The 17,307-nt window shown below is 58.3% G+C and carries 16 protein-coding genes; 10 read left to right on the top strand and 6 right to left on the bottom strand.

Features of this window, described 5'->3' with window-relative positions; genetic code table 11:
- Nucleotides 1–56: 56 nt before the first annotated feature.
- The 4 genes from I6F24_RS28845 to I6F24_RS28830 all read right to left on the bottom strand — a co-directional run bounded on the left by I6F24_RS28845 (nucleotide 57) and on the right by I6F24_RS28830 (nucleotide 3,284).
- Nucleotides 57–653 carry an aminodeoxychorismate/anthranilate synthase component II gene (locus I6F24_RS28845; RefSeq protein WP_225130879.1) on the bottom strand — a complete coding sequence of 199 codons (597 nt, stop codon included), beginning with the start codon at nucleotides 651–653 and terminating at the stop codon, nucleotides 57–59.
- Nucleotides 650–2,044, bottom strand: coding sequence for an aminodeoxychorismate synthase component I (pabB, locus tag I6F24_RS28840; protein WP_225130877.1), 1,395 nt, complete (start codon nucleotides 2,042–2,044; stop codon nucleotides 650–652). The genes I6F24_RS28845 and pabB overlap by 4 nt, the downstream gene beginning before the upstream one ends.
- A 184-nt stretch (nucleotides 2,045–2,228) precedes the next feature.
- Nucleotides 2,229–2,513 carry a Dabb family protein gene (locus tag I6F24_RS28835; protein ID WP_225130875.1) on the bottom strand — a complete coding sequence of 95 codons (285 nt, stop codon included), beginning with the start codon at nucleotides 2,511–2,513 and terminating at the stop codon, nucleotides 2,229–2,231.
- 135 nt (nucleotides 2,514–2,648) lie between these two features.
- Nucleotides 2,649–3,284, bottom strand: a complete 636-nt coding sequence (locus I6F24_RS28830; protein WP_225130873.1) for a GntR family transcriptional regulator — start codon at nucleotides 3,282–3,284, stop codon at nucleotides 2,649–2,651.
- Between the two features lie 114 nt (nucleotides 3,285–3,398).
- Here I6F24_RS28830 and bioB point away from each other — a divergent pair, with 114 nt between their 5' ends.
- The 7 genes from bioB to panC all read left to right on the top strand — a co-directional run bounded on the left by bioB (nucleotide 3,399) and on the right by panC (nucleotide 10,935).
- Nucleotides 3,399–4,394, top strand: a complete 996-nt coding sequence (bioB, locus tag I6F24_RS28825) for a biotin synthase BioB (protein WP_225130863.1) — start codon at nucleotides 3,399–3,401, stop codon at nucleotides 4,392–4,394.
- A 51-nt stretch (nucleotides 4,395–4,445) separates the two neighbouring features.
- Complete coding sequence (gene panD / locus I6F24_RS28820) at nucleotides 4,446–4,799, top strand: aspartate 1-decarboxylase (RefSeq protein ID WP_225130861.1); 354 nt, start codon at nucleotides 4,446–4,448, stop codon at nucleotides 4,797–4,799.
- A gap of 74 nt (nucleotides 4,800–4,873) precedes the next feature.
- A complete protein-coding gene (locus tag I6F24_RS28815; RefSeq protein WP_225130859.1) occupies nucleotides 4,874–6,031 on the top strand; it encodes an 8-amino-7-oxononanoate synthase in 1,158 nt (385 codons plus the stop codon).
- Nucleotides 6,024–6,659 (top strand): dethiobiotin synthase, encoded by a 636-nt coding sequence (gene bioD, locus I6F24_RS28810; RefSeq protein WP_225130857.1) that lies wholly within the window; start codon nucleotides 6,024–6,026, stop codon nucleotides 6,657–6,659. Before I6F24_RS28815 ends, bioD begins: the two co-directional genes overlap by 8 nt.
- Nucleotides 6,656–7,921: an adenosylmethionine--8-amino-7-oxononanoate transaminase gene (locus I6F24_RS28805; protein WP_225130855.1), complete on the top strand. Its 1,266-nt coding sequence runs from the start codon at nucleotides 6,656–6,658 to the stop codon at nucleotides 7,919–7,921. Before bioD ends, I6F24_RS28805 begins: the two co-directional genes overlap by 4 nt.
- Nucleotides 7,922–9,201: 1,280 nt before the next feature.
- Nucleotides 9,202–10,080 (top strand): 3-methyl-2-oxobutanoate hydroxymethyltransferase, encoded by an 879-nt coding sequence (panB, locus tag I6F24_RS28800; RefSeq protein WP_225130853.1) that lies wholly within the window; start codon nucleotides 9,202–9,204, stop codon nucleotides 10,078–10,080.
- A 3-nt stretch (nucleotides 10,081–10,083) separates the two neighbouring features.
- On the top strand, nucleotides 10,084–10,935 hold the full coding sequence (gene panC, locus I6F24_RS28795; RefSeq protein ID WP_225130843.1) for a pantoate--beta-alanine ligase: 852 nt from the start codon (nucleotides 10,084–10,086) through the stop codon (nucleotides 10,933–10,935).
- 231 nt (nucleotides 10,936–11,166) lie between these two features.
- Here the strand turns inward: panC and I6F24_RS28790 are convergent, their stop codons facing one another.
- Nucleotides 11,167–11,370 carry a hypothetical protein gene (locus I6F24_RS28790; RefSeq protein ID WP_225130842.1) on the bottom strand — a complete coding sequence of 68 codons (204 nt, stop codon included), beginning with the start codon at nucleotides 11,368–11,370 and terminating at the stop codon, nucleotides 11,167–11,169.
- 1,347 nt (nucleotides 11,371–12,717) lie between these two features.
- Nucleotides 12,718–12,921 (bottom strand): hypothetical protein, encoded by a 204-nt coding sequence (locus I6F24_RS28785; RefSeq protein ID WP_225130840.1) that lies wholly within the window; start codon nucleotides 12,919–12,921, stop codon nucleotides 12,718–12,720.
- Nucleotides 12,922–13,313: 392 nt separating this feature from the next.
- Between I6F24_RS28785 and I6F24_RS28780 the strand changes: the two genes are divergently transcribed.
- From I6F24_RS28780 to I6F24_RS28770, 3 genes are all read left to right on the top strand, one after another.
- Nucleotides 13,314–13,523 carry a hypothetical protein gene (locus I6F24_RS28780; RefSeq protein WP_225130838.1) on the top strand — a complete coding sequence of 70 codons (210 nt, stop codon included), beginning with the start codon at nucleotides 13,314–13,316 and terminating at the stop codon, nucleotides 13,521–13,523.
- A gap of 773 nt (nucleotides 13,524–14,296) precedes the next feature.
- Entirely contained in the window at nucleotides 14,297–14,683 is a 387-nt protein-coding gene (locus I6F24_RS28775; RefSeq protein ID WP_225130830.1) for an ectoine synthase, read from the top strand.
- Nucleotides 14,684–15,491: 808 nt separating this feature from the next.
- Nucleotides 15,492–17,307 (top strand): amino acid adenylation domain-containing protein (locus I6F24_RS28770; RefSeq protein ID WP_225130828.1); only part of this gene is annotated, 1,816 nt, incomplete at its 3' end.

Below are 17,307 nucleotides of genomic sequence, written 5' to 3'. Positions count from 1 at the left end.
TCCAACCACGTCGGAAACCAACAGTCCACCATCTTGATCGGCAGGCGAGCCGCCTCTCATTGCTCCGCGTGGTTTCGAAAATCCTCTGTGAGTCGCAAGAAGTTCATAAGCAGGACGTGCCCCTGTGACGTAAGTATCGACTCGGGATGGAACTGGACCCCATAAGTGGGATAATAGCCGTGCGTGAAGGCCATGATCTCGCCTTCCTCCGAACGCGCTGTCACTATGAGATTCTGCGCACATGACTGATCAAGCTCGACGATAAGAGAATGGTAGCGTCCGACGTCAAGCGGGGTTGGCAGCCCCTTGAATAACCCTCGGCCGTCATGCGCAATGTACGAGCGCCGACCGTGCATGGGCCGATGCGCACGCGCCACCCGTCCTCCGAAAACGCTTCCAATACATTGATGTCCAAGGCAGATGCCGAGAATTGGTACGCGTCCTGAAAGTTCGCGAACCACTGCTGTCGATATTCCTGCCTCATTTGGGGTGCAGGGGCCGGGCGATATGACCACCGCGCGCGGGTTGAGACCAACGAGCTCGCTGATGCTGATAGCATCGTTTCGGATCACTTCCGTTGCTTCACTGAGCTTGTGGAAATAGCGGGCAATGTTGAACACGAAGGAATCGTAATTATCGATGATGACAATCAAAATGCACCAGCTGGTTCAGAACCAAATGCATCAAAGATTCGCTCTGCCTTGGCGAGCGTTTCCTCGTATTCGGCCTCGGGCTCCGACAGGGCCGTTATACCGCTGCCCGCATGAAACACAGCCAGGTCGCCGTCGATCGTGACCGTGCGGATCGCAATACTTGTGTCCATGTGCCCGTTGAAGCCGATGAAGCCGATCGCCCCACAATAGACCTCTCGCGCTATGCGCTCGATTTCTGTAATAATTTCCATCGACCGCAGCTTTGGCGCTCCCGTAATGGAGCCGCCGGGGAAGCAAGCACGGAGCAGGCTAACGGCGTCTTCGCCTCCGGCAAGTTTCCCCGTAACGATCGACACGAGATGGTGCACTGAGGCATAGGACTCGAGATTGCACAGGGCCGGAACCTCGACCGAATGCGCGGTGCAAACGCGTGACAGATCGTTGCGCAAAAGGTCAACAATCATCGTGTTCTCGGCATGATCCTTTTCGGAAGCGAGGAGAACAGCCGCACGGCGCTGGTCTTCCTTGAAATCAGGAGAACGCGCGATCGTGCCCTTGATAGGTCGTGTCTCGACTTGTCGTCCCTCAAGCTTCAGGAATCGTTCCGGCGAACTTGATGCGATGGTCAGCTTTCCCCATCGCAGCAGGGCCGCAAAAGGCGCTGGATTCAATGATCGTAGCTGGCAATAGAAGGCGAGTGGATCAAACGAGGTCGACAGGCGGGCGCTGAAACGCTGCGCAATATTCGCCTGGAACACGTCACCCGCCAGGATCAAGTCGATCACGCGTTGTACCGCCGCAACGTAGCCCTCGCGGCTGAAGTTCGAGCGCCATGCGCCCGCTTTGCTGGGACAACCCTTCTGTGGCGCCTTTGGACCGGCAAGCAATGCTGCAAACTGGTCGGCTCGACGACGCGCTCGTTCGCTCCGTCGCACCCGATCCTGCTCCGGCCATCCGGTCGAGACGATCCAGCATTTGTTATCCCGGTGGTCGAAGCTGATGACCACATCATAGAAATGCAGGATGGATTGGGGCAAACCCAGACCGGCAATTGCCGGCGCAGACAATCGCTCCAATGTCCTGTTCATGTCGTAGGCAAGGTAGCCCGCCGCTCCTCCCTGGAACGGCGGGAGATCGGGACGATGCTCTTGCGGGTACTTCGCGAGTAGCGTGCGAAGGACCTTCCATGGATCGGCCTCGAGAGTCAGTCCGTTCCAACTGACTTGGCCGTTCGCGACCCTATAGGTGCTGAACGGGTCGCACGTTAGATATGAGTAGCGCCCAAGCAGCTCGTGCCTTGCTACGCTATCGAGAAACGTGAGATGCGATCGATGCCCGAGACGTCGCATCGCTATGACAGGGTCAACCCACTGCAACTCGCGAACGTACATCGTGGTTATCGGTCACCGGCGGCTGACGTCGTGAAAGTGCCGTTCCATCTGTTGGCCCCCCCGATGAGAACGACGCTTGCCTGCGATGGGCCGAAACTTGAGGCCCATTGCCAAGTTAACCAGGCGGTGGACTTTTTGCTGCGACAGCACCTGGATCATCCTGCCGTGGAGGCGCAAGGGGTATCTATGCATCGTAGTCGGCCGCGAACCGCAGCTCGCGGAGCGGTCGGACCCGCTTAATCGACTCCCGGTAGAGATCGTGCGCCTTGTACGCTGCGAGCTCCGCCTCGCTGTCGAACTCACCATAGACCACGACATCGATATCGTTGCCGAGCTGATCGGTCTTGCGGTTGCGGGCAACCTCAAGCCGGCGCGCATGTGGTATCGTGGTGAGAAGCGAAAGACCTTCGATGATATGGTCGATATGCGCCTCGTCCTTGGCGCTGAAGAAGACGATGTGACGAATCATGGCCGTCCGTGGAGATGTCGCTAGTGGGTGGCATAACTATCTGGGAATAGAGCCCGTTGCAATGAGGCTAGTCGCTTGCCGCATGATCGTCGCTTGCGATCGTCGGCGATCCGCAATGAAGCTTGCCAGATTTGCTCAGGGCGCCGGAAGGGCAAGGCGCTCAATGGTTTGAATGTGCCGCGTGAGCAGATTACAGGCTTGATCGACGTTGCGCGTTCGCAAGGCTTGCAGAATCAGGCGGTGATCTTGATTGGAGCGCGGTCGCCAGCCCACCGATCGCGCCATCGCGAACACCAATCGAGAATTGGCAAGCTGCAGTCCATCGAGGCTCGCGAGCAGACGCGGCATTCCGCACGGCGCGACCAAGGCTTGGTGAAAGGCGCGGTTGGCTGTCTCAAACTCCTCGATCGTCTTTGCATTGTCTCCTTCGATCAGGGCGAGCTCGATCTGAGCCAAATGAGCTGTTGTGAGCCTTGGCCCCGAATGGCGCAATGCCACCACTTCGAGCGCGGCGCGCATTTCGGCGATCTCCTTCACTGAACGGGTATCGAGCGGGGAAACCCGAACACCGCGACGCGGCACCGCGACAACAAGATGTTGTGCCTGCAACTGCCGAAAGGCCTCGCGCACGGGGACGTGGCTGGAATTGAATTCTCGTGCCACGTGATCCTGACGGAGTGGCGCGCCTGGCTCTAAGGCGCCGCTGATAATGCGCTCAGCAATTGAGTCCGCGATGCGCGCGACCGTCGTCATGTTGTCACTAGTGATCATAGATTATCTACCGCAATAACCGGTGCATTTGCGAGACAGCTCGATTAGCATCTCTTCGAGGGCAATGACTATAGATAATTGACGCGATTATCTACAATTGAGCGGGATTGGCTTATGGATGCTGCTGCGCAAGTCCAGCGGAAGGAAGCAGGCAACGGGACGCAGGTTCGTTATCATTGGAATGTCGAAGAGGCTAAGGCGCTCTACGACCGTCCTTTTGCCGACCTGATGCTTCAGGCGCAGCACGCTCATCGCAAGAACTTCGATCCAAACCACGTCGAAACTGCGAGCCTGCTCAGCATCAAGACCGGCGGCTGTCCGGAAGACTGCGGCTACTGCTCGCAAAGCGCGCATTACGAGACCGGCCTGAAAGCCACTCGTCTGATGCGTTGCGCCGATGTGGTTGCGACCGCGCAGCGCGCGAAGGGTGCCGGCGCCACGCGCTTCTGCATGGCCGCGGCCTGGCGCACGCCAAAAGATCGCGATCTTGATTCCGTCTGCGACATGGTCAAGGCGGTCAAGGGATTCGGCATGGAAACGTGCGTCACGCTCGGCATGCTGACAACGAAGCAGGCCGCGCGCCTCGCCGAGGCCGGCCTTGACTTCTACAATCACAACGTCGACACATCGCCCGAGTTTTACAGCAAGATCATCACCACCCGCAGCCTGCAGGACCGCATCGATACGCTGGCGCATGTGCGCGATGCCGGCATCAAGATCTGCTGCGGCGGGATTATCGGCATGGGCGAGCGCGTCGAGGACCGCCTGGGTATGCTCGTGCTGCTCGCCAATCTTCCCAACCATCCCGAAAGCGTGCCGATCAACCTGTGGAACAAGATCGAGGGCGTGCCGGTGGAAGACACCGCGGGGCCTCCCGATCCGATCGCGCTGGTCCGGCTGCTGGCGACCGCGCGGATCATGATGCCGAGGAGTGTGGTTCGCTTGTCCGCCGGGCGGCAATACATGACCGATGAATTGCAGGCGCTTTGCTTCTTGGCCGGCGCAAATTCAATCTTCGTCGGCGACGTGCTCTTGACCACCAAAAACCCGAAAGTTGATCGCGACGCGGATCTGCTGGCCCGGCTCGGCATCACGTCCGGGCTCTCCTGACGGAAGCAGTGCGCGCAATATGTTGCCCCCTACATCCAGCCTAGGTGAGAAATGCAGATAACTTTGATGAAGGGCAAAATCCATCGCGCCTCAGTGACCGAAGCTGATCTTCACTATGAAGGCTCGATCTCGATAGATCGTACGCTCCTGGACGCGGCAGGAATGGTGATCAACGAGCGCGTCGAAATCTACAATGTCGAAACAGGGATGCGCTTTGCCACCTACGTGATCGAGGCGCCGCCGATGTCTGGCACGATAAGCCTGAACGGTGCGGCCGCCCGACTGGCGATGCCCGGAGACAAGATCATTATCGTTGCATATGCCTCATTCGACGAGGCCGAAGCAAAGATATTCAAGCCACGCATTGTGCGTGTGGACAGAGACAATCGCATCCTGGCAAGTTGAACCTCCGGCCATCCTTCCTTCTTAAACGGCCAACGCATTTTTTGCGTGATTTGATGCGAGCCTCGGAGTGATGAATGCGGTCAATCCAAACAGCTAGACTTGGTCCCTACGTCGCAGCGTTGAATGCGTTGAACGAAGATAAACGGCTGCGCTGCCTCAAGCCCCGCGTGGGGATCGATTTCGCATCGAACGACTATCTGGCGCTCGGCAACGACTCGCACATCAAAAAGGCGATGGTCGCCGCGCTCGATGCGGGCACTCCGATTGGAGCCGGCGGGTCGCGGCTTCTGCGCGGCAATTGCGAGGAGCATGAACGGCTCGAGACGGAAGCGGCTCAGTTCTTTGGCGCGGAGGCAGCGCTTTTCTTTGGAGGCGGCTACATCGCAAATTTTGCCCTCCTGACAACGCTGCCGCAGCACGGCGATCTGCTCGTTCTCGATTCGCTCGTGCACGCCAGTATTCACGAGGGGGCACGGGCCGGCCGCGCAGAGTGTCGAATTCACGCGCACAATGATCCCCAGTCACTCGAAGACGAAATTCGCGACTGGCGAAACAAAGGTGGGGCGGGCCGCGTCTGGATTGTGGCCGAAAGTCTCTACAGTATGGACGGCGATTTCGCTCCACTCGAAGAGCTGGTGGCAATCGCCGATCGCCACGACGCGTTTCTGATCGTGGATGAGGCTCATGCCACAGGCGCTTACGGGCATCAGGGACGAGGGCTCACGGCCCCTTATGACAGGCGCGAAAATCTCATCGTCGTTCATACCTGCGGCAAAGCGCTCGGTGCGGCGGGTGCACTGGTTACGGCCTCCGGCATCTTGCGCGATTTCATGGTCAACCGCTGCCGTCCGTTTATTTTTGCCACCGCCCCATCACCATTGATGGCCGTTGCCGTTCGAGAGGCACTTCTCACCCTGCAGAAAGAGCCGGAGCGGCAGCAGCGGCTGGCCAATCTCGTTGCGTTCGCCCATCGGCAGATCACCTTGCTTGGTTTGCGCACACCATCGACCTCTCAGATCGTGCCGTACATCGTAGGTGATAATGCTCATGCAATGCGACTTGCCTCTGCTCTGCAGGCGCGCGGCTTCGACATCCGCGGAATTCGGCCGCCAACCGTCCCTGCAGGCACCGCCCGGTTGCGAATTTCGTTGACACTCAATGTTGGGGAAGAGGACGTGCGCGCAATGCTCGATGCGCTGGTTGAGGTGACGAGGGCTCGTTTTGATGAATAAGCGGATCGTCGTGGCTGGTACGGACACCGGGGTCGGCAAAACGGTATTTTCCGCAGGGCTCGCCGGCCTTCTCGGCGCGAATTACTGGAAGCCGGTCCAGGCTGGACTCGAACAAGAGACCGATTCCGAGTGCATCCGCCGCCTCGGTGGCCTCTCGTCCGATCGGATTGTCCCGGAGCTCTACCGACTTCGGACGCCTGCGTCGCCCCATTACTCCGCGGAGATCGACGGTGTTCGCATAGATACAGAGACGCTTCGACTGCCGGACAGCGGCGAGCGGCAACTCGTGATCGAGGGCGCCGGCGGACTCATGGTGCCGCTGACAGCGCGCACTCTTTACATCGACATCTTCGAGCGCTGGCAGCTCCCCGTCGTGCTTTGCGCAAGGACGGGACTGGGCACAATCAATCACTCCCTGCTCTCCATAGAGGCTCTGCGGAAGCGTCAGATTCGAATCCTTGGAATTGCGTTCATTGGCGAAAGAAACGCCGAAACTGAAAGCGCGATTTGCGAGATCGGGAGAGTGCGTTGGTTGGGACGGCTCCCGTGGGTTGTTCCCCTCACGGACGATAGGCTGCAGGCGGCTTTCAAAGACTCCTTTGTTAGCAGCGATTTCCTGAACCTATGAAGATAGCCAGGAGGTCGCCGATCTGGCACCCGTTCACGCAGCATGCTCTACAGCGGGACATGACGAAGGTGCTGCGGGGAGAGGGGGCTTATCTCTACACCGAAGATGGCCGACGCCTTATCGATGCAATCTCCTCCTGGTGGGTCGTGACCCACGGCCATTGCCATCCATGCATCGTGAACGCGATCCGAGAGCAGGCAGGCAAGCTCAACCAGGTCATCTTCGCCGGATACACTCACGACCCGGCTGAGCAAGTTGCGACGGAACTATTGAAGGTCACCTCCCCGGCGCTCGAACATGTGTTCTTCTCCGATAGCGGGTCAACCAGCGTCGAAGTCGCGCTGAAAATGGCGCTCGGCTACTGGCGCAATACCGGAAGACAGCGAACCCAAATTGTGGTGATGCAGCACTCGTACCATGGCGACACGATCGGGGCGATGTCGGTAGGTAGCCGAGGCGTCTTCAATGCGGCCTACGGGGCGCTGATGTTCGAGGTGACCTCGATTCCGTTCCCGGCAAGAGATCGTGAGCAAAGAGCGCTCGATGCGCTTGAAAACGCGTGTAGAAACGAACATCCCGCAGCCTTTATCGTGGAACCCCTGATATTGGGTGCCGGTGGAATGCTGATGTATTCTCCCTCGACCCTAAGAGAGATGAAGCGGATCTGCGAAGCCTTCGACGTCTTGTTCATTGCGGACGAGGTCATGACCGGCTGGGGCCGGACGGGTACCTTGTTTGCGTGTGAGCAGGCCGATGTCATGCCCGATATTGCCTGCTATTCGAAAGGCCTCACGGGTGGGGCGCTGCCGCTCGCCGTCACACTCTGTCGTGCCGATATTTTCGATGCGCATTATTCTGAAGATCGCACACGTACGTTTTTTCATTCGAGCTCATATACGGCCAATCCAGTGGCCTGTGCCGCGGCCAAGGCTAATCTGGACCTATGGCAGGATCAGGAATATCGCTGGCGGCTGGCATCCTTGGCCAGGATGCAAGAGCAGGCACTCGTGCCATTCCGCGCCGATTCACGGTTCGCAAACGTCCGACGCACGGGAACAGTCACAGCGCTTGAACTCAACACGAGCGATGCCGGCTATCTGGCGGACATCGGTCCGAGGCTTTTGGCTTTCTTCCAAGCGCGGAATCTGCTGCTACGCCCACTCGGTAACACGATCTACGTGATGCCGCCTTACTGCGTTACGGCGGCCGACCTTGATGAAATCTATACTGCCATCCGCGACGCTGCTGACTTGCTGATGTGAGATGCACGAGGCTGTGCAATCATCTGCAGCGACAGCATCTTGGAAGGCGAAAGTGTCCGTATTGCTGCCGCTTGATAGTGCAACGAGAATGCAGCACCCAAGGCTCGCAGGCTGATCGTGCTTTAAGCACTTAAGCGCTCCCGACCCCGCTGCCGCAGCAATCCTGCGGGCTAGCCATGAAAGGCGCAGCATTTGGCCGAAATGTCGGGCGAATTGCGTTAACCACGATAGAGAAATCCATTATCTTGAGCAAATTCTCGGCGAGGCTTTCTGCGGAAAGTACTGCTTCGCGAGGCAGCCGCACATCAGAGTCAAGACTCTTGATGGCTGCAAGAACCAGGGAAATGGACCGCCGGGCGACCGCACCTTTGGTGCGCGCGTGGTGCTGTGGTCAGAGGGCAGCGGGGCTTCCCCAAGTAAACGTCTGACAGGAGGCGAGAATGCACATTGGATTCCGTAATTCCCCCGACCATTCAGCCACATGCTGCGCGATATGCGGCGGAAAGTTTGGGCTGATCCGCCATTACTGCTGGCGAACGGCCCTTTGCTCCAAGAAATGCGTCAACCGCTTTAAGGCGCGGCGGGAGGCCGATCAGAATTGGTTGCGACGGGGGCGAGCCGCTTAGGAATGGACTGAGTTGTGCCGGTACGACCCTGGTCAGAGAATTCAAGTGGCCCTCTAGAGCGCGTGGAAATCAAGTGACAGAAACATCGGCAAAAATAATCGACTTCAGAGCCTACAGGGCCAGCAGGCTGGCTCGGTCTGAGCGCCTTCGCGACGACATCTACTCGACCGCGACTCTCGCTGCGCTTACGGCGGCCTGTGACTTTTGGACGTTCCTGGCCTGCCATCCGTTTGCTTTGCTCGGTGCGCCAGCGCGAAAGCGGGAGGCTAACGAGTACCCCTAGGGGGCAGACACGCAGATGTGCCTAAAGACGAAGTCCCCACGCGTGCATCTGCAGCTCGGTCCGGTCGAGCCGTCACCGTTTGGAGAGACTGCAACTAGCCCAGAAACGCGTGCAGATGGTGGCTCGTCGCGAGCGCCGCTCCTCGATTGAGGCCGCGGCTGGCATAGCCGCTGAAACTGCACGGGAAGACGAGCCATCGGGAGGTGAAATCGCGATGAGGAAGGTCTTGTCTCATGGTTGCGCGACCATTGGGCTGTTTTTGCTCTGTTCTCCAGTTCTAGAGAAACTGGGATCTCCATCCTCCATACCATTGACAGGTTTCTCCTGCCTTCTCTAGGAAGCGCCGACGGTGTGTGGGGAGCGGATTCAATATGAGCCACAGTTCAGAGCAGCCTCTAGAGCGTGTCACGATTCCGGCACTGCAGCAGTGGAAGGATAAAGGACGGCGTGTCGTGATGACCACCGCCTACGATGCGGTTGCGACGCGCATCGCGGATCCCATTGTCGATATCATCCTGGTCGGCGATAGCGTTGGAAACGTCTGCCTGGGATTCGACAACACGCTGCCCGTCAGCGTGGCCATGATGAATCATCACCTGGAGGCTGTTGCGCGCACGAAGCCTCATGCCCTGCTTGTGGCCGACATGCCCTTTCTGAGCTTTCATGTCGGTTCTGAGGATACGATTCGCAACGCAGGAGGTTTTCTGCAGCGTGGCGCCGATGCTGTGAAACTCGAGGGTGGTGCCAAACGCATCGATATGGTACGCGCCTTGGTCGATTGCGAAATTCCTGTGATGGGACATCTCGGTCTGACCCCGCAGAGCGTCAACGTCATGGGTGGATTCAAGGTGCAGGGACGGACAACGGATACCGCCTTGCGGCTGCTCGATGACGCCCACCGTCTGCAGGAAGCCGGCTGCTTCGCGCTGGTCCTGGAGGGCATTCCTGCCGAGCTCGCGTCGCGAGCGACCGAATGTCTCACGATACCCACCATCGGGATCGGAGCAGGACCTGATTGCTCGGGCCAAGTGCTCGTGTTTCATGATGTCTTGGGGCTAACCGAAGGTCATCGCCCCAAATTCGTTCGTGCCTATACAAATGGATTCCAGCTGTTCCAGGAGGCGCTGTCGCGCTGGGCTGCCGATATCCGCAAAGGTGCATTCCCGGGCTCGGAGGAGTGCTATCGGCTTCCTGATCAGCTTCGGCATGCCGTCGCCAACTGGGTGCCCTCCAATTCAACCTCAAGGTAAGAAATGCAAGTCATTACGAAGGTCGCTGAGCTGCGTCGCGCCCTTGCAGACGTTCGCAATGCCGATAAGCGCATCGGATTCGTTCCGGCGATGGGATACTTGCACGACGGCCACCTGGCCCTGATCTCGGCAAGCCGGGGACACTGCGACGTCACTGTCGTCAGCATCTTCGTCAACCCCACTCAGTTCGGCCCAAATGAGGATCTCAGCAGGTACCCTCGCGACTTCGCGCGCGATGAAGCGTGGTGCCGCAGTGCCGGGGTCACCATCATCTTCGCGCCAAGTGCAGAGGAGATCTATCCGGCTCAATTTGAGAGCTTTGTCGAGCCGGGCGAACTCGCAAAACCGCTCTGCGGTGCTTTCAGGCCTGGACATTTTCGTGGTGTAGCGACTGTCGTCTGCAAGCTATTCAACATGGTGCAGCCGAACGTCGCGTACTTTGGACAGAAGGATTTTCAGCAATGCGCTGTGATACGCCGCGTGACGGTTGATCTGAATCTTCCGATCGAGATTGTCACTGTGCCAACCGTGCGGGAGCCAGATGGGCTGGCAATGAGCAGTCGCAACCGTTATCTCAGCTCGGAAGAACGTGGTCGGAGCCTTGCGATCAGCCGTGGCTTGTTCGCCGCAGCGCATGAGTTTGCCTCAGGGGAGCGCGATGCGGCAACGCTGATTGCGCTTGCAAGAAAGCATTTGGAAATGGTCGATCGACTGCAGTACCTTGAGCTTGTCGACACTGGGACCCTAAGGATTGCCGAGAGCCCTCTGCGCTACCCGGCGGCACTCTGTGTCGCAGCGTACGTCGGCTCCACTCGGTTGATCGACAATGTAGTCCTATCCCGGTCGCCATCGTAGCTAGATCCGCAAGTGATTGCGCTCACAAACAGTCGAACCGGATGGGTTGGCCCTGAAATCCTCAACATCTCTCGAAGGCGACCCGGAACTGCCCTTTGCGTGCTGAACAACTGCCCCCCCGCTCAACCTCATGATGTCGGCTGAGATCGGCTCTGCCGGCTGACGGGGTGGAGCGAGGCGGGGCCGCTGCCGCGCTGCCGAGAGCAGCCAAGTGCGAGTTCGCTTTCCGTTTTATGATTTCGGCGGCTCGCTTGGACACTCCGGGGCGTTCCGACCGCTTTGCGCGCTTTTTACGACGTCGCGCAAAACAATTTCAGAAAGTCGTACAACCAGCTGTTTGAGGCGCGCAATCTCCTGCTTGCACCGCTTCAGCTCGTGCTGTTCGTCTGTCATCACAGATGGTGTGCGACGATAGCTGCTGCCGAGATGATTCATGTAGCTCCCTTTCCGATTCGACAAACACAGCAGATAATCTGAACAGCCCAGTTGCTTCTCTTCCCTGAACGAGGCGCCTCGGCGTCAGATCAGAGCGTTTCACACGCAGCCCGCGGTGGGCTGGTTGCTAGCTCACTCCCTGCAAAGGGCCTTCGCCCAGGTCGTAGATTCGACGGCACTTTCGGCGACGCCATCTCGCTCGTCGCTCAAGCTCAGTTGCAGTAATGACCCCCAACAATGTGGCCGCGGAATATGCCGCCCTCCGGCTGCATGTGATTGCTCTGGGCGCAGACTGGTAACAAAATGGCAATATCGATTAATGCAACGAGCCGCGCTCTCGCGCTCAAATCCTGCATTGCGGCAGCGCCTCCGATGAATTTTCACGCGACGTTCGCGTCTCCGTGCTGGGGTCCTTCAGCAGGCTTATATGTCCAAAACGCAAGTCGCTACCGAAATCATCCGCCTGCAAGCGGGCATGCCAAAGGAGGTTTGCTCAAAATCGTGTGCTGCCAATACCTGCAATTATGGATCACTAACCACACGCCCATGACCATGAAACTACTTCACGATCGCGCAGACGACCTCCTAAGCTGCATAAAGCCGAAGTTCCCTCAAGAGCGGCCAGGAGGGCGAGTCAAGGGGGCACTTAGCGCGGGCGCCGGATCCTGGCCCGATTTCGTCGCCAGACGCGGGGCGGGCGCTGGTTTTTGACGCAAAGATATGCTTCAACGCATGAATTGAAGTCCCTCTACAGTGCAGGATGCCAAGCGGTCGGGTTTGGAGCCGATAGGGAGGTCTGCGAAAGCGCCTCACCGTATGACGCCGGCGTCCGCGCCTACGTTGCCTCCAAAATCCTGAAGGCCGCCATCAGAGATGAGACGTGCCCCAATCTGCTTAAACAGATCGGTCAGGAAGCTCTTCCAGAGCACCAACGATGTGGCGATTAGATCTAGGACATGGCTTGTCATTGAGGCGAATTTCCAAGTCACAGTGCTGAAGGTCCTGGCCTGCTATCCAGATTCGCGCGCGCCGTCGCGTCGCCTGCGGCATAGCGATCCGGCCAGCTCGCAGAGGTGTATCGTGGTCGCAAATCGATGGCGGCCTAACGTCACCCAAGACGCGGCGTTATCCGATGTGAATCGGTTGGCGCGTTGCTCGCTGCGAGGCCGATCGTTGAAACGAGCTGCTCGCACAACAGGCAGCGCATCCAAGCCTTGGCGCACGCACCCTTGCGCGCCACGATGCCGGTGAGGCGTCACGCTAATAACCTTCGTCCGGAAACGAGGGCGAACTCAGTGTTCGGCGCCGGAGCGCCATCACTCAAGCGAGCGGGTGCGCCATTGCTGTCTACTCCTGTGCGAGCCCCGCAAGTGCCCTTTCAATCACTGTGATGTCTTGACTGACCTGAGCGATCGCTGGCTTCGGATCAACTCCGGTAACGCACTTCAACTGCTGCAGTAGCTCCCGCCGATGCGCCAGAAGGGTCTCCAGCGCGCTGCGGTTGCTTAGTTTCACATAGCCGTCGACGATCAATCCAATCGAAAGAGACATCGAAACTCTCAACCAAAGCTGTTCTCAACGTAGATGCGTATAGCACATCGACAAACGATGTTCAGCTCGTCGGGAGAGAATACTGACGGGCGAGCTTGTTAGCGACAAGCGTCCGGCGCCGGGGGCGTGACCGACTATTCCTTGCGCCTTACAAGCATCCAGCTCTGTTTGAGCGACTAGCCGAGCAGAAGGACGGCTATGGCGAGCCAAAAACGCTGCGGATCGTCGCGAGGGTTGCTAGGCTAGGGGAGGGAATGATATCACGAACTAGCATAGTCTTATCCGCCTGCCGAACGGCTTCCGAGATGCGATGGCAGGCGGCGCGTTGATCGACGACATGCTCGCCTGAATATCTCTTCGTAGAGATTGCGACGACCTCAGGAGCGTCCAGGATGCTCGATGAATATTTGGCCCGCATTCGTGCTCACCGTAACACCATCCACCGCTATTCTCGCCTGCTGAAGTCGAACCTGTCGGATGTCGAACGTCAGTTCATTGAAGGACGCCTCACCGAGGAGCAGGCGGCCCTCGAGTCTCTTTCGGCCGAGACCTTCCCGCTCGCGTTCAGCCTTCCGAAGCGGACGGACATGTCGGCAAGATAGGCGCGGAGCCGCGAACGACGCTCGCATTCGGGACCACGCGATTTCTCGCCGACGGCATCATCATGGGCTCGCGACCCGGCAAATAATCGATGATATCCGCCCGCTGTCGGCCCAGCCCCAAGACCTAATCTGCTGACCTGCACATGAGTTCATTCGGCTCGGGTATCAGCTGCTCAATCTATATCGGCTTTTGCCTTAGAAAGCCGAACTATTCGACCGGTTCTCGCTCCGGACCCGTTTGTATTCGGCCATATCTCGACAATTTGTTAGATTGGCTACACGCCCAGCCAAATCGTTCTCACTCGCTTGCCAGCTGAGACAGCCACAACTTCATCTTTCATCGGCCTGCCACCACGGCATGAGATTTGCTCTACTGGCGGCGAGAGGCACAGCAAGGAGGGAAACGACTTGCCAAATCTGCGATTGGAGACAGTTTATGTCGCCGGCAATATCTCCAGCAGCATTCTGGGGAATCCAAAGGTAAGCGGCGGCACCACGCCAAAGGTGGAACATCAAATTGGTACGCGTCGATCGGGCTCGGCTGCGAAATACCCTCGCGCCGATATTTTCCCTAGTCGCCGTCGGGCAAATGGCAGGCCTTTTGCGTGTAGCCGATCCCATAGGACTGCTGCACGGGCTCTTCGCGACCGACGGTTGGTTGTTTCGACGGACCGCAGTCGGCAGCGCGACAGGGAAGTCGCAGTTCCGGGGCAGAACAACGGCCTCCAGCTTTTGGATCAATCACTTCAACCTGCACCGGGCGATCGAACACTATGATTGTGCGTAGCCTGCGCGACGTCGAAGCAACCGATCACTTCGTCGATTGGGGCAATGGTACTAGCCACCGCCTTCTGACCGATAAGGACGGCATGGGTTTTAGCATCTGCCACACCGTGGTGCGCGCTAACACCGTTTCGCTTCTGCAATACCGGAATCATCTCGAAGCCTGCTACTGCATCGGCGGAGAGGGCGAGGTCGAGGACATGGACGGCAATGTCTTTCCCATTCGCAGGGGTGACATGTATGTGCTTGACAAGCATGACAAGCATTTCCTGCGCGGGGGACGGAACAACGACATGATCCTCGTAAGCATCTTCAACCCGCCCCTTACCGGAACCGAGCGCCACAAGCTCGACGACCCGGCGGGCTCCACATATTGAGTGATGCGAAGAAACGCCAATACAACATGAACTGCCGCTAATTGCGAGATACATTTACTCGAGCAATCCAGCGCTGCCTCGTATCGCACGCGGACCTCAGAAAAAGTCTTTGTTCCGGTTTTACGAAAGGCGCACGCGATGCGCTTCGGCGGAGCTGACAAAATACTTTGGCATTCCAGGTCCATTTTCCCTTGTCCGGAAAGACCAGGCGGGCGGAGGTTTGTGCCGATTGATAGCGCGCTCAATTGTACGATGTCTGGCGACGCTGTTGGACAGCTGACATAGCGCTGCTGTGGCTTTCGCATTGATTGAATTCGATTTCACCGTTGGCACGATAGATGCGTAATCGTCTAAAGGGCGCCATAGAGGAGAAGTCGTTCGATGAGGACGCTTACCAGAAACTCTGACGCGGTTGAGTGGCAGCTGCGATGCTGCCGGCACCATATTTGGTGATGCGCAAGGTTGGCACGAAGATTGAGTGATCTGCTTCGGCGAAGGGTTTCGTCACATCAATGCAGACCAGCCTAAGCCCGACAACAGATACGAACCGATGTGAGCGATTTGCGTGAATCAAGAAAGTCGCCTTCCGAGCTTGAGCGATGAACAGGTGCAGAGCATATCTGCCGCGCATGAACTGCTAGCGCGTGGGGAGGAGTTTTGGCGACGGCGGCTCGAGCAGTTTAGCAGATTGCATCTTCCTTTTCTGTCATCGTCCGTGGCTGCGGCGCCTTCCCGATGGCAGTCGAGTTCGTGGTTTAGCCCAAGCGGTTTGGCTAAACTTTCCCCACAAGATCGCTCGGAATATTTGGTGACCGCTTGGCTGATCTATCTCGCTCGAGTCACCGGGCAAAAAGAGTTTCAACTGGGATGGAAGCCTGCATGGGACGGATTGCAAACTGGCTCCAAACTCGTAATCGCCTCCGTCGTGCCGATGGAGGTTTGCATTGAGCTTGCTTATGATTTTGAAGAAGTGCGCAAAACCGTAGCGGCCGAAGTCGCTCAGCTGAGGGCACACGCCAGCTTTGCCCGAGATCTTATCGCGCGCTGCCCGACCCTGCGAGGAGTGGAGGCGCTACGGGCGCGCCACCCTTGGCCGATTGGTATTGCAATCGCGACAGAAAGCTGTTCCGTCGCCGACGATCTGTCGGCGAGCCACAAGACTGGCCAAGCCTTATGCGGCGATTTGCTGACCTTTGAGGTTCGCGCTCTGGATGGGAGCTTCCGCTGGCATTTTGATGCCGCTCGATTGGCGCCCAAGCAGATCGACGGCATGACGCAGCATTTGCAAGTTTTGTTACGCGGCGTGATGGACGATGCGGGGCAGTCTGTCGGCCGAATCGGCATTCTGCCAACCGACGAACGCGCGTATCTGCTTGAGGATTTGAATCGGACGGCGGCGCCTTTTTCGTTTGAGCGATGTATCCATGAGTTGTTCGAGGCGCAGGTGCAAAGGGCGCCGGAAGCGGTTGCAGTGGTCCATGAGAGGGAGAGACTGAGCTATGGCGAACTCAATGCGCGGGCCAACCGCCTGGCGCATTATCTGATCGAGCTCGGGGTCAAGCCGGACCAGCCGGTGGCGATCTGCCTGGAACGCAGCCTAGCGATGGTGGTCGGTGTGTTGGCGATCATGAAGGCTGGCGGTGCCTATCTGCCGCTAGATCCGACTTATCCGTCAGCGCGGCTGCGGCAGATTGTCGACGATGCAAAACCGAAACTGCTGCTTTGCGATGTCGCCGGTCGAACCGCATTGGGCGCCGATGCCGTGGCCGATGTGACGGTGGTCGATCTGGAGACGACGACCCCGGCTTGGGGCGAGCGGCCGCCTTCGAACCCGGACCCGGGCACGCTTGGCCTCACATCGCGCCATCTCGCCTACGTCATCTATACCTCCGGCTCAACCGGAATCCCCAAGGGCGTTGAAATGTCCCATGGCGCGCTTGTGAATTCGCTTGCGGGCATTGGCACGTCAAAACAGCGCACACTTCAATTCGCGACCCTGAACTTCGATGTGTCCTGTCAGGAATTGTTCATCTGTTGGAAGGACGGCGGAGTGCTTGTGCTCGTGCGGGAACAGACCCGGAGGCGCTTCTCCGACCTGCTGGAATTTGTAGAGCGGGAGGCCATCGAGCGGCTTTTCCTCCCGTTCGTGGCATTGAATCATTTTGCGGAAGTCTGGAGCACGCAGCGGGTGCAGCTGCGCGCTTTAAGAGAGCTTTATACAGCCGGCGAGCGATTACAGGCCACTCCACTGCTTAGGGCGTTCTTCGAAGCACATCCGAACGCGAGATTGATCAATCAATATGGGTCCACGGAAATCAGCGTCATTTCCGAGCACCACCTTGCAGCTGATCCGTCATGTTGGCCCCAGATGCCTCACGTCGGGCGTCCAATCGCCAACACGCGGGTGTACTTGCTGGATGGCTATGGCGCGCCTGTGCCGTTCGGCGCGGTGGGCGAGCTTTACATTGGCGGGGCGGGGGTGGCACGGGGCTACCTCAACCGCCCTGAGCTGACCGCGGAGCGGTTCATCGCCAGTCCCTTTGTCGAGGGCGATCGGCTGTACCGGACCGGCGACCTTGCACGTTATCTGCCGGACGGCAATCTTGAGTTCCTGGGCCGCAACG

It is taken from the genome of Bradyrhizobium sp. BRP23 (assembly GCF_020194135.1).
Classification (GTDB): domain Bacteria; phylum Pseudomonadota; class Alphaproteobacteria; order Rhizobiales; family Xanthobacteraceae; genus Bradyrhizobium; species Bradyrhizobium yuanmingense.
The sequence above is the reverse complement of the archived record's forward strand: the minus strand, read 5'-3'. Positions and strand labels throughout refer to the sequence as shown.

Excerpts from the sequence above, each read along its gene's own strand:
- pabB (WP_225130877.1), bottom strand. The coding sequence starts at position 2,044 with ATGTACGTTCGCGAGTTGCAGTGGGTTGACCCTGTCATAGCGATGCGA.
- I6F24_RS28835 (WP_225130875.1), bottom strand. The coding sequence starts at position 2,513 with ATGATTCGTCACATCGTCTTCTTCAGCGCCAAGGACGAGGCGCATATC.
- I6F24_RS28830 (WP_225130873.1), bottom strand. The coding sequence starts at position 3,284 with ATGATCACTAGTGACAACATGACGACGGTCGCGCGCATCGCGGACTCA.
- bioB (WP_225130863.1), top strand. The coding sequence starts at position 3,399 with ATGGATGCTGCTGCGCAAGTCCAGCGGAAGGAAGCAGGCAACGGGACG.
- panD (WP_225130861.1), top strand. The coding sequence starts at position 4,446 with ATGCAGATAACTTTGATGAAGGGCAAAATCCATCGCGCCTCAGTGACC.
- I6F24_RS28815 (WP_225130859.1), top strand. The coding sequence starts at position 4,874 with ATGCGGTCAATCCAAACAGCTAGACTTGGTCCCTACGTCGCAGCGTTG.
- bioD (WP_225130857.1), top strand. The coding sequence starts at position 6,024 with ATGAATAAGCGGATCGTCGTGGCTGGTACGGACACCGGGGTCGGCAAA.
- I6F24_RS28805 (WP_225130855.1), top strand. The coding sequence starts at position 6,656 with ATGAAGATAGCCAGGAGGTCGCCGATCTGGCACCCGTTCACGCAGCAT.
- panB (WP_225130853.1), top strand. The coding sequence starts at position 9,202 with ATGAGCCACAGTTCAGAGCAGCCTCTAGAGCGTGTCACGATTCCGGCA.
- panC (WP_225130843.1), top strand. The coding sequence starts at position 10,084 with ATGCAAGTCATTACGAAGGTCGCTGAGCTGCGTCGCGCCCTTGCAGAC.
- I6F24_RS28790 (WP_225130842.1), bottom strand. The coding sequence starts at position 11,370 with ATGAATCATCTCGGCAGCAGCTATCGTCGCACACCATCTGTGATGACA.
- I6F24_RS28785 (WP_225130840.1), bottom strand. The coding sequence starts at position 12,921 with ATGTCTCTTTCGATTGGATTGATCGTCGACGGCTATGTGAAACTAAGC.
- I6F24_RS28780 (WP_225130838.1), top strand. The coding sequence starts at position 13,314 with ATGCTCGATGAATATTTGGCCCGCATTCGTGCTCACCGTAACACCATC.
- I6F24_RS28775 (WP_225130830.1), top strand. The coding sequence starts at position 14,297 with ATGATTGTGCGTAGCCTGCGCGACGTCGAAGCAACCGATCACTTCGTC.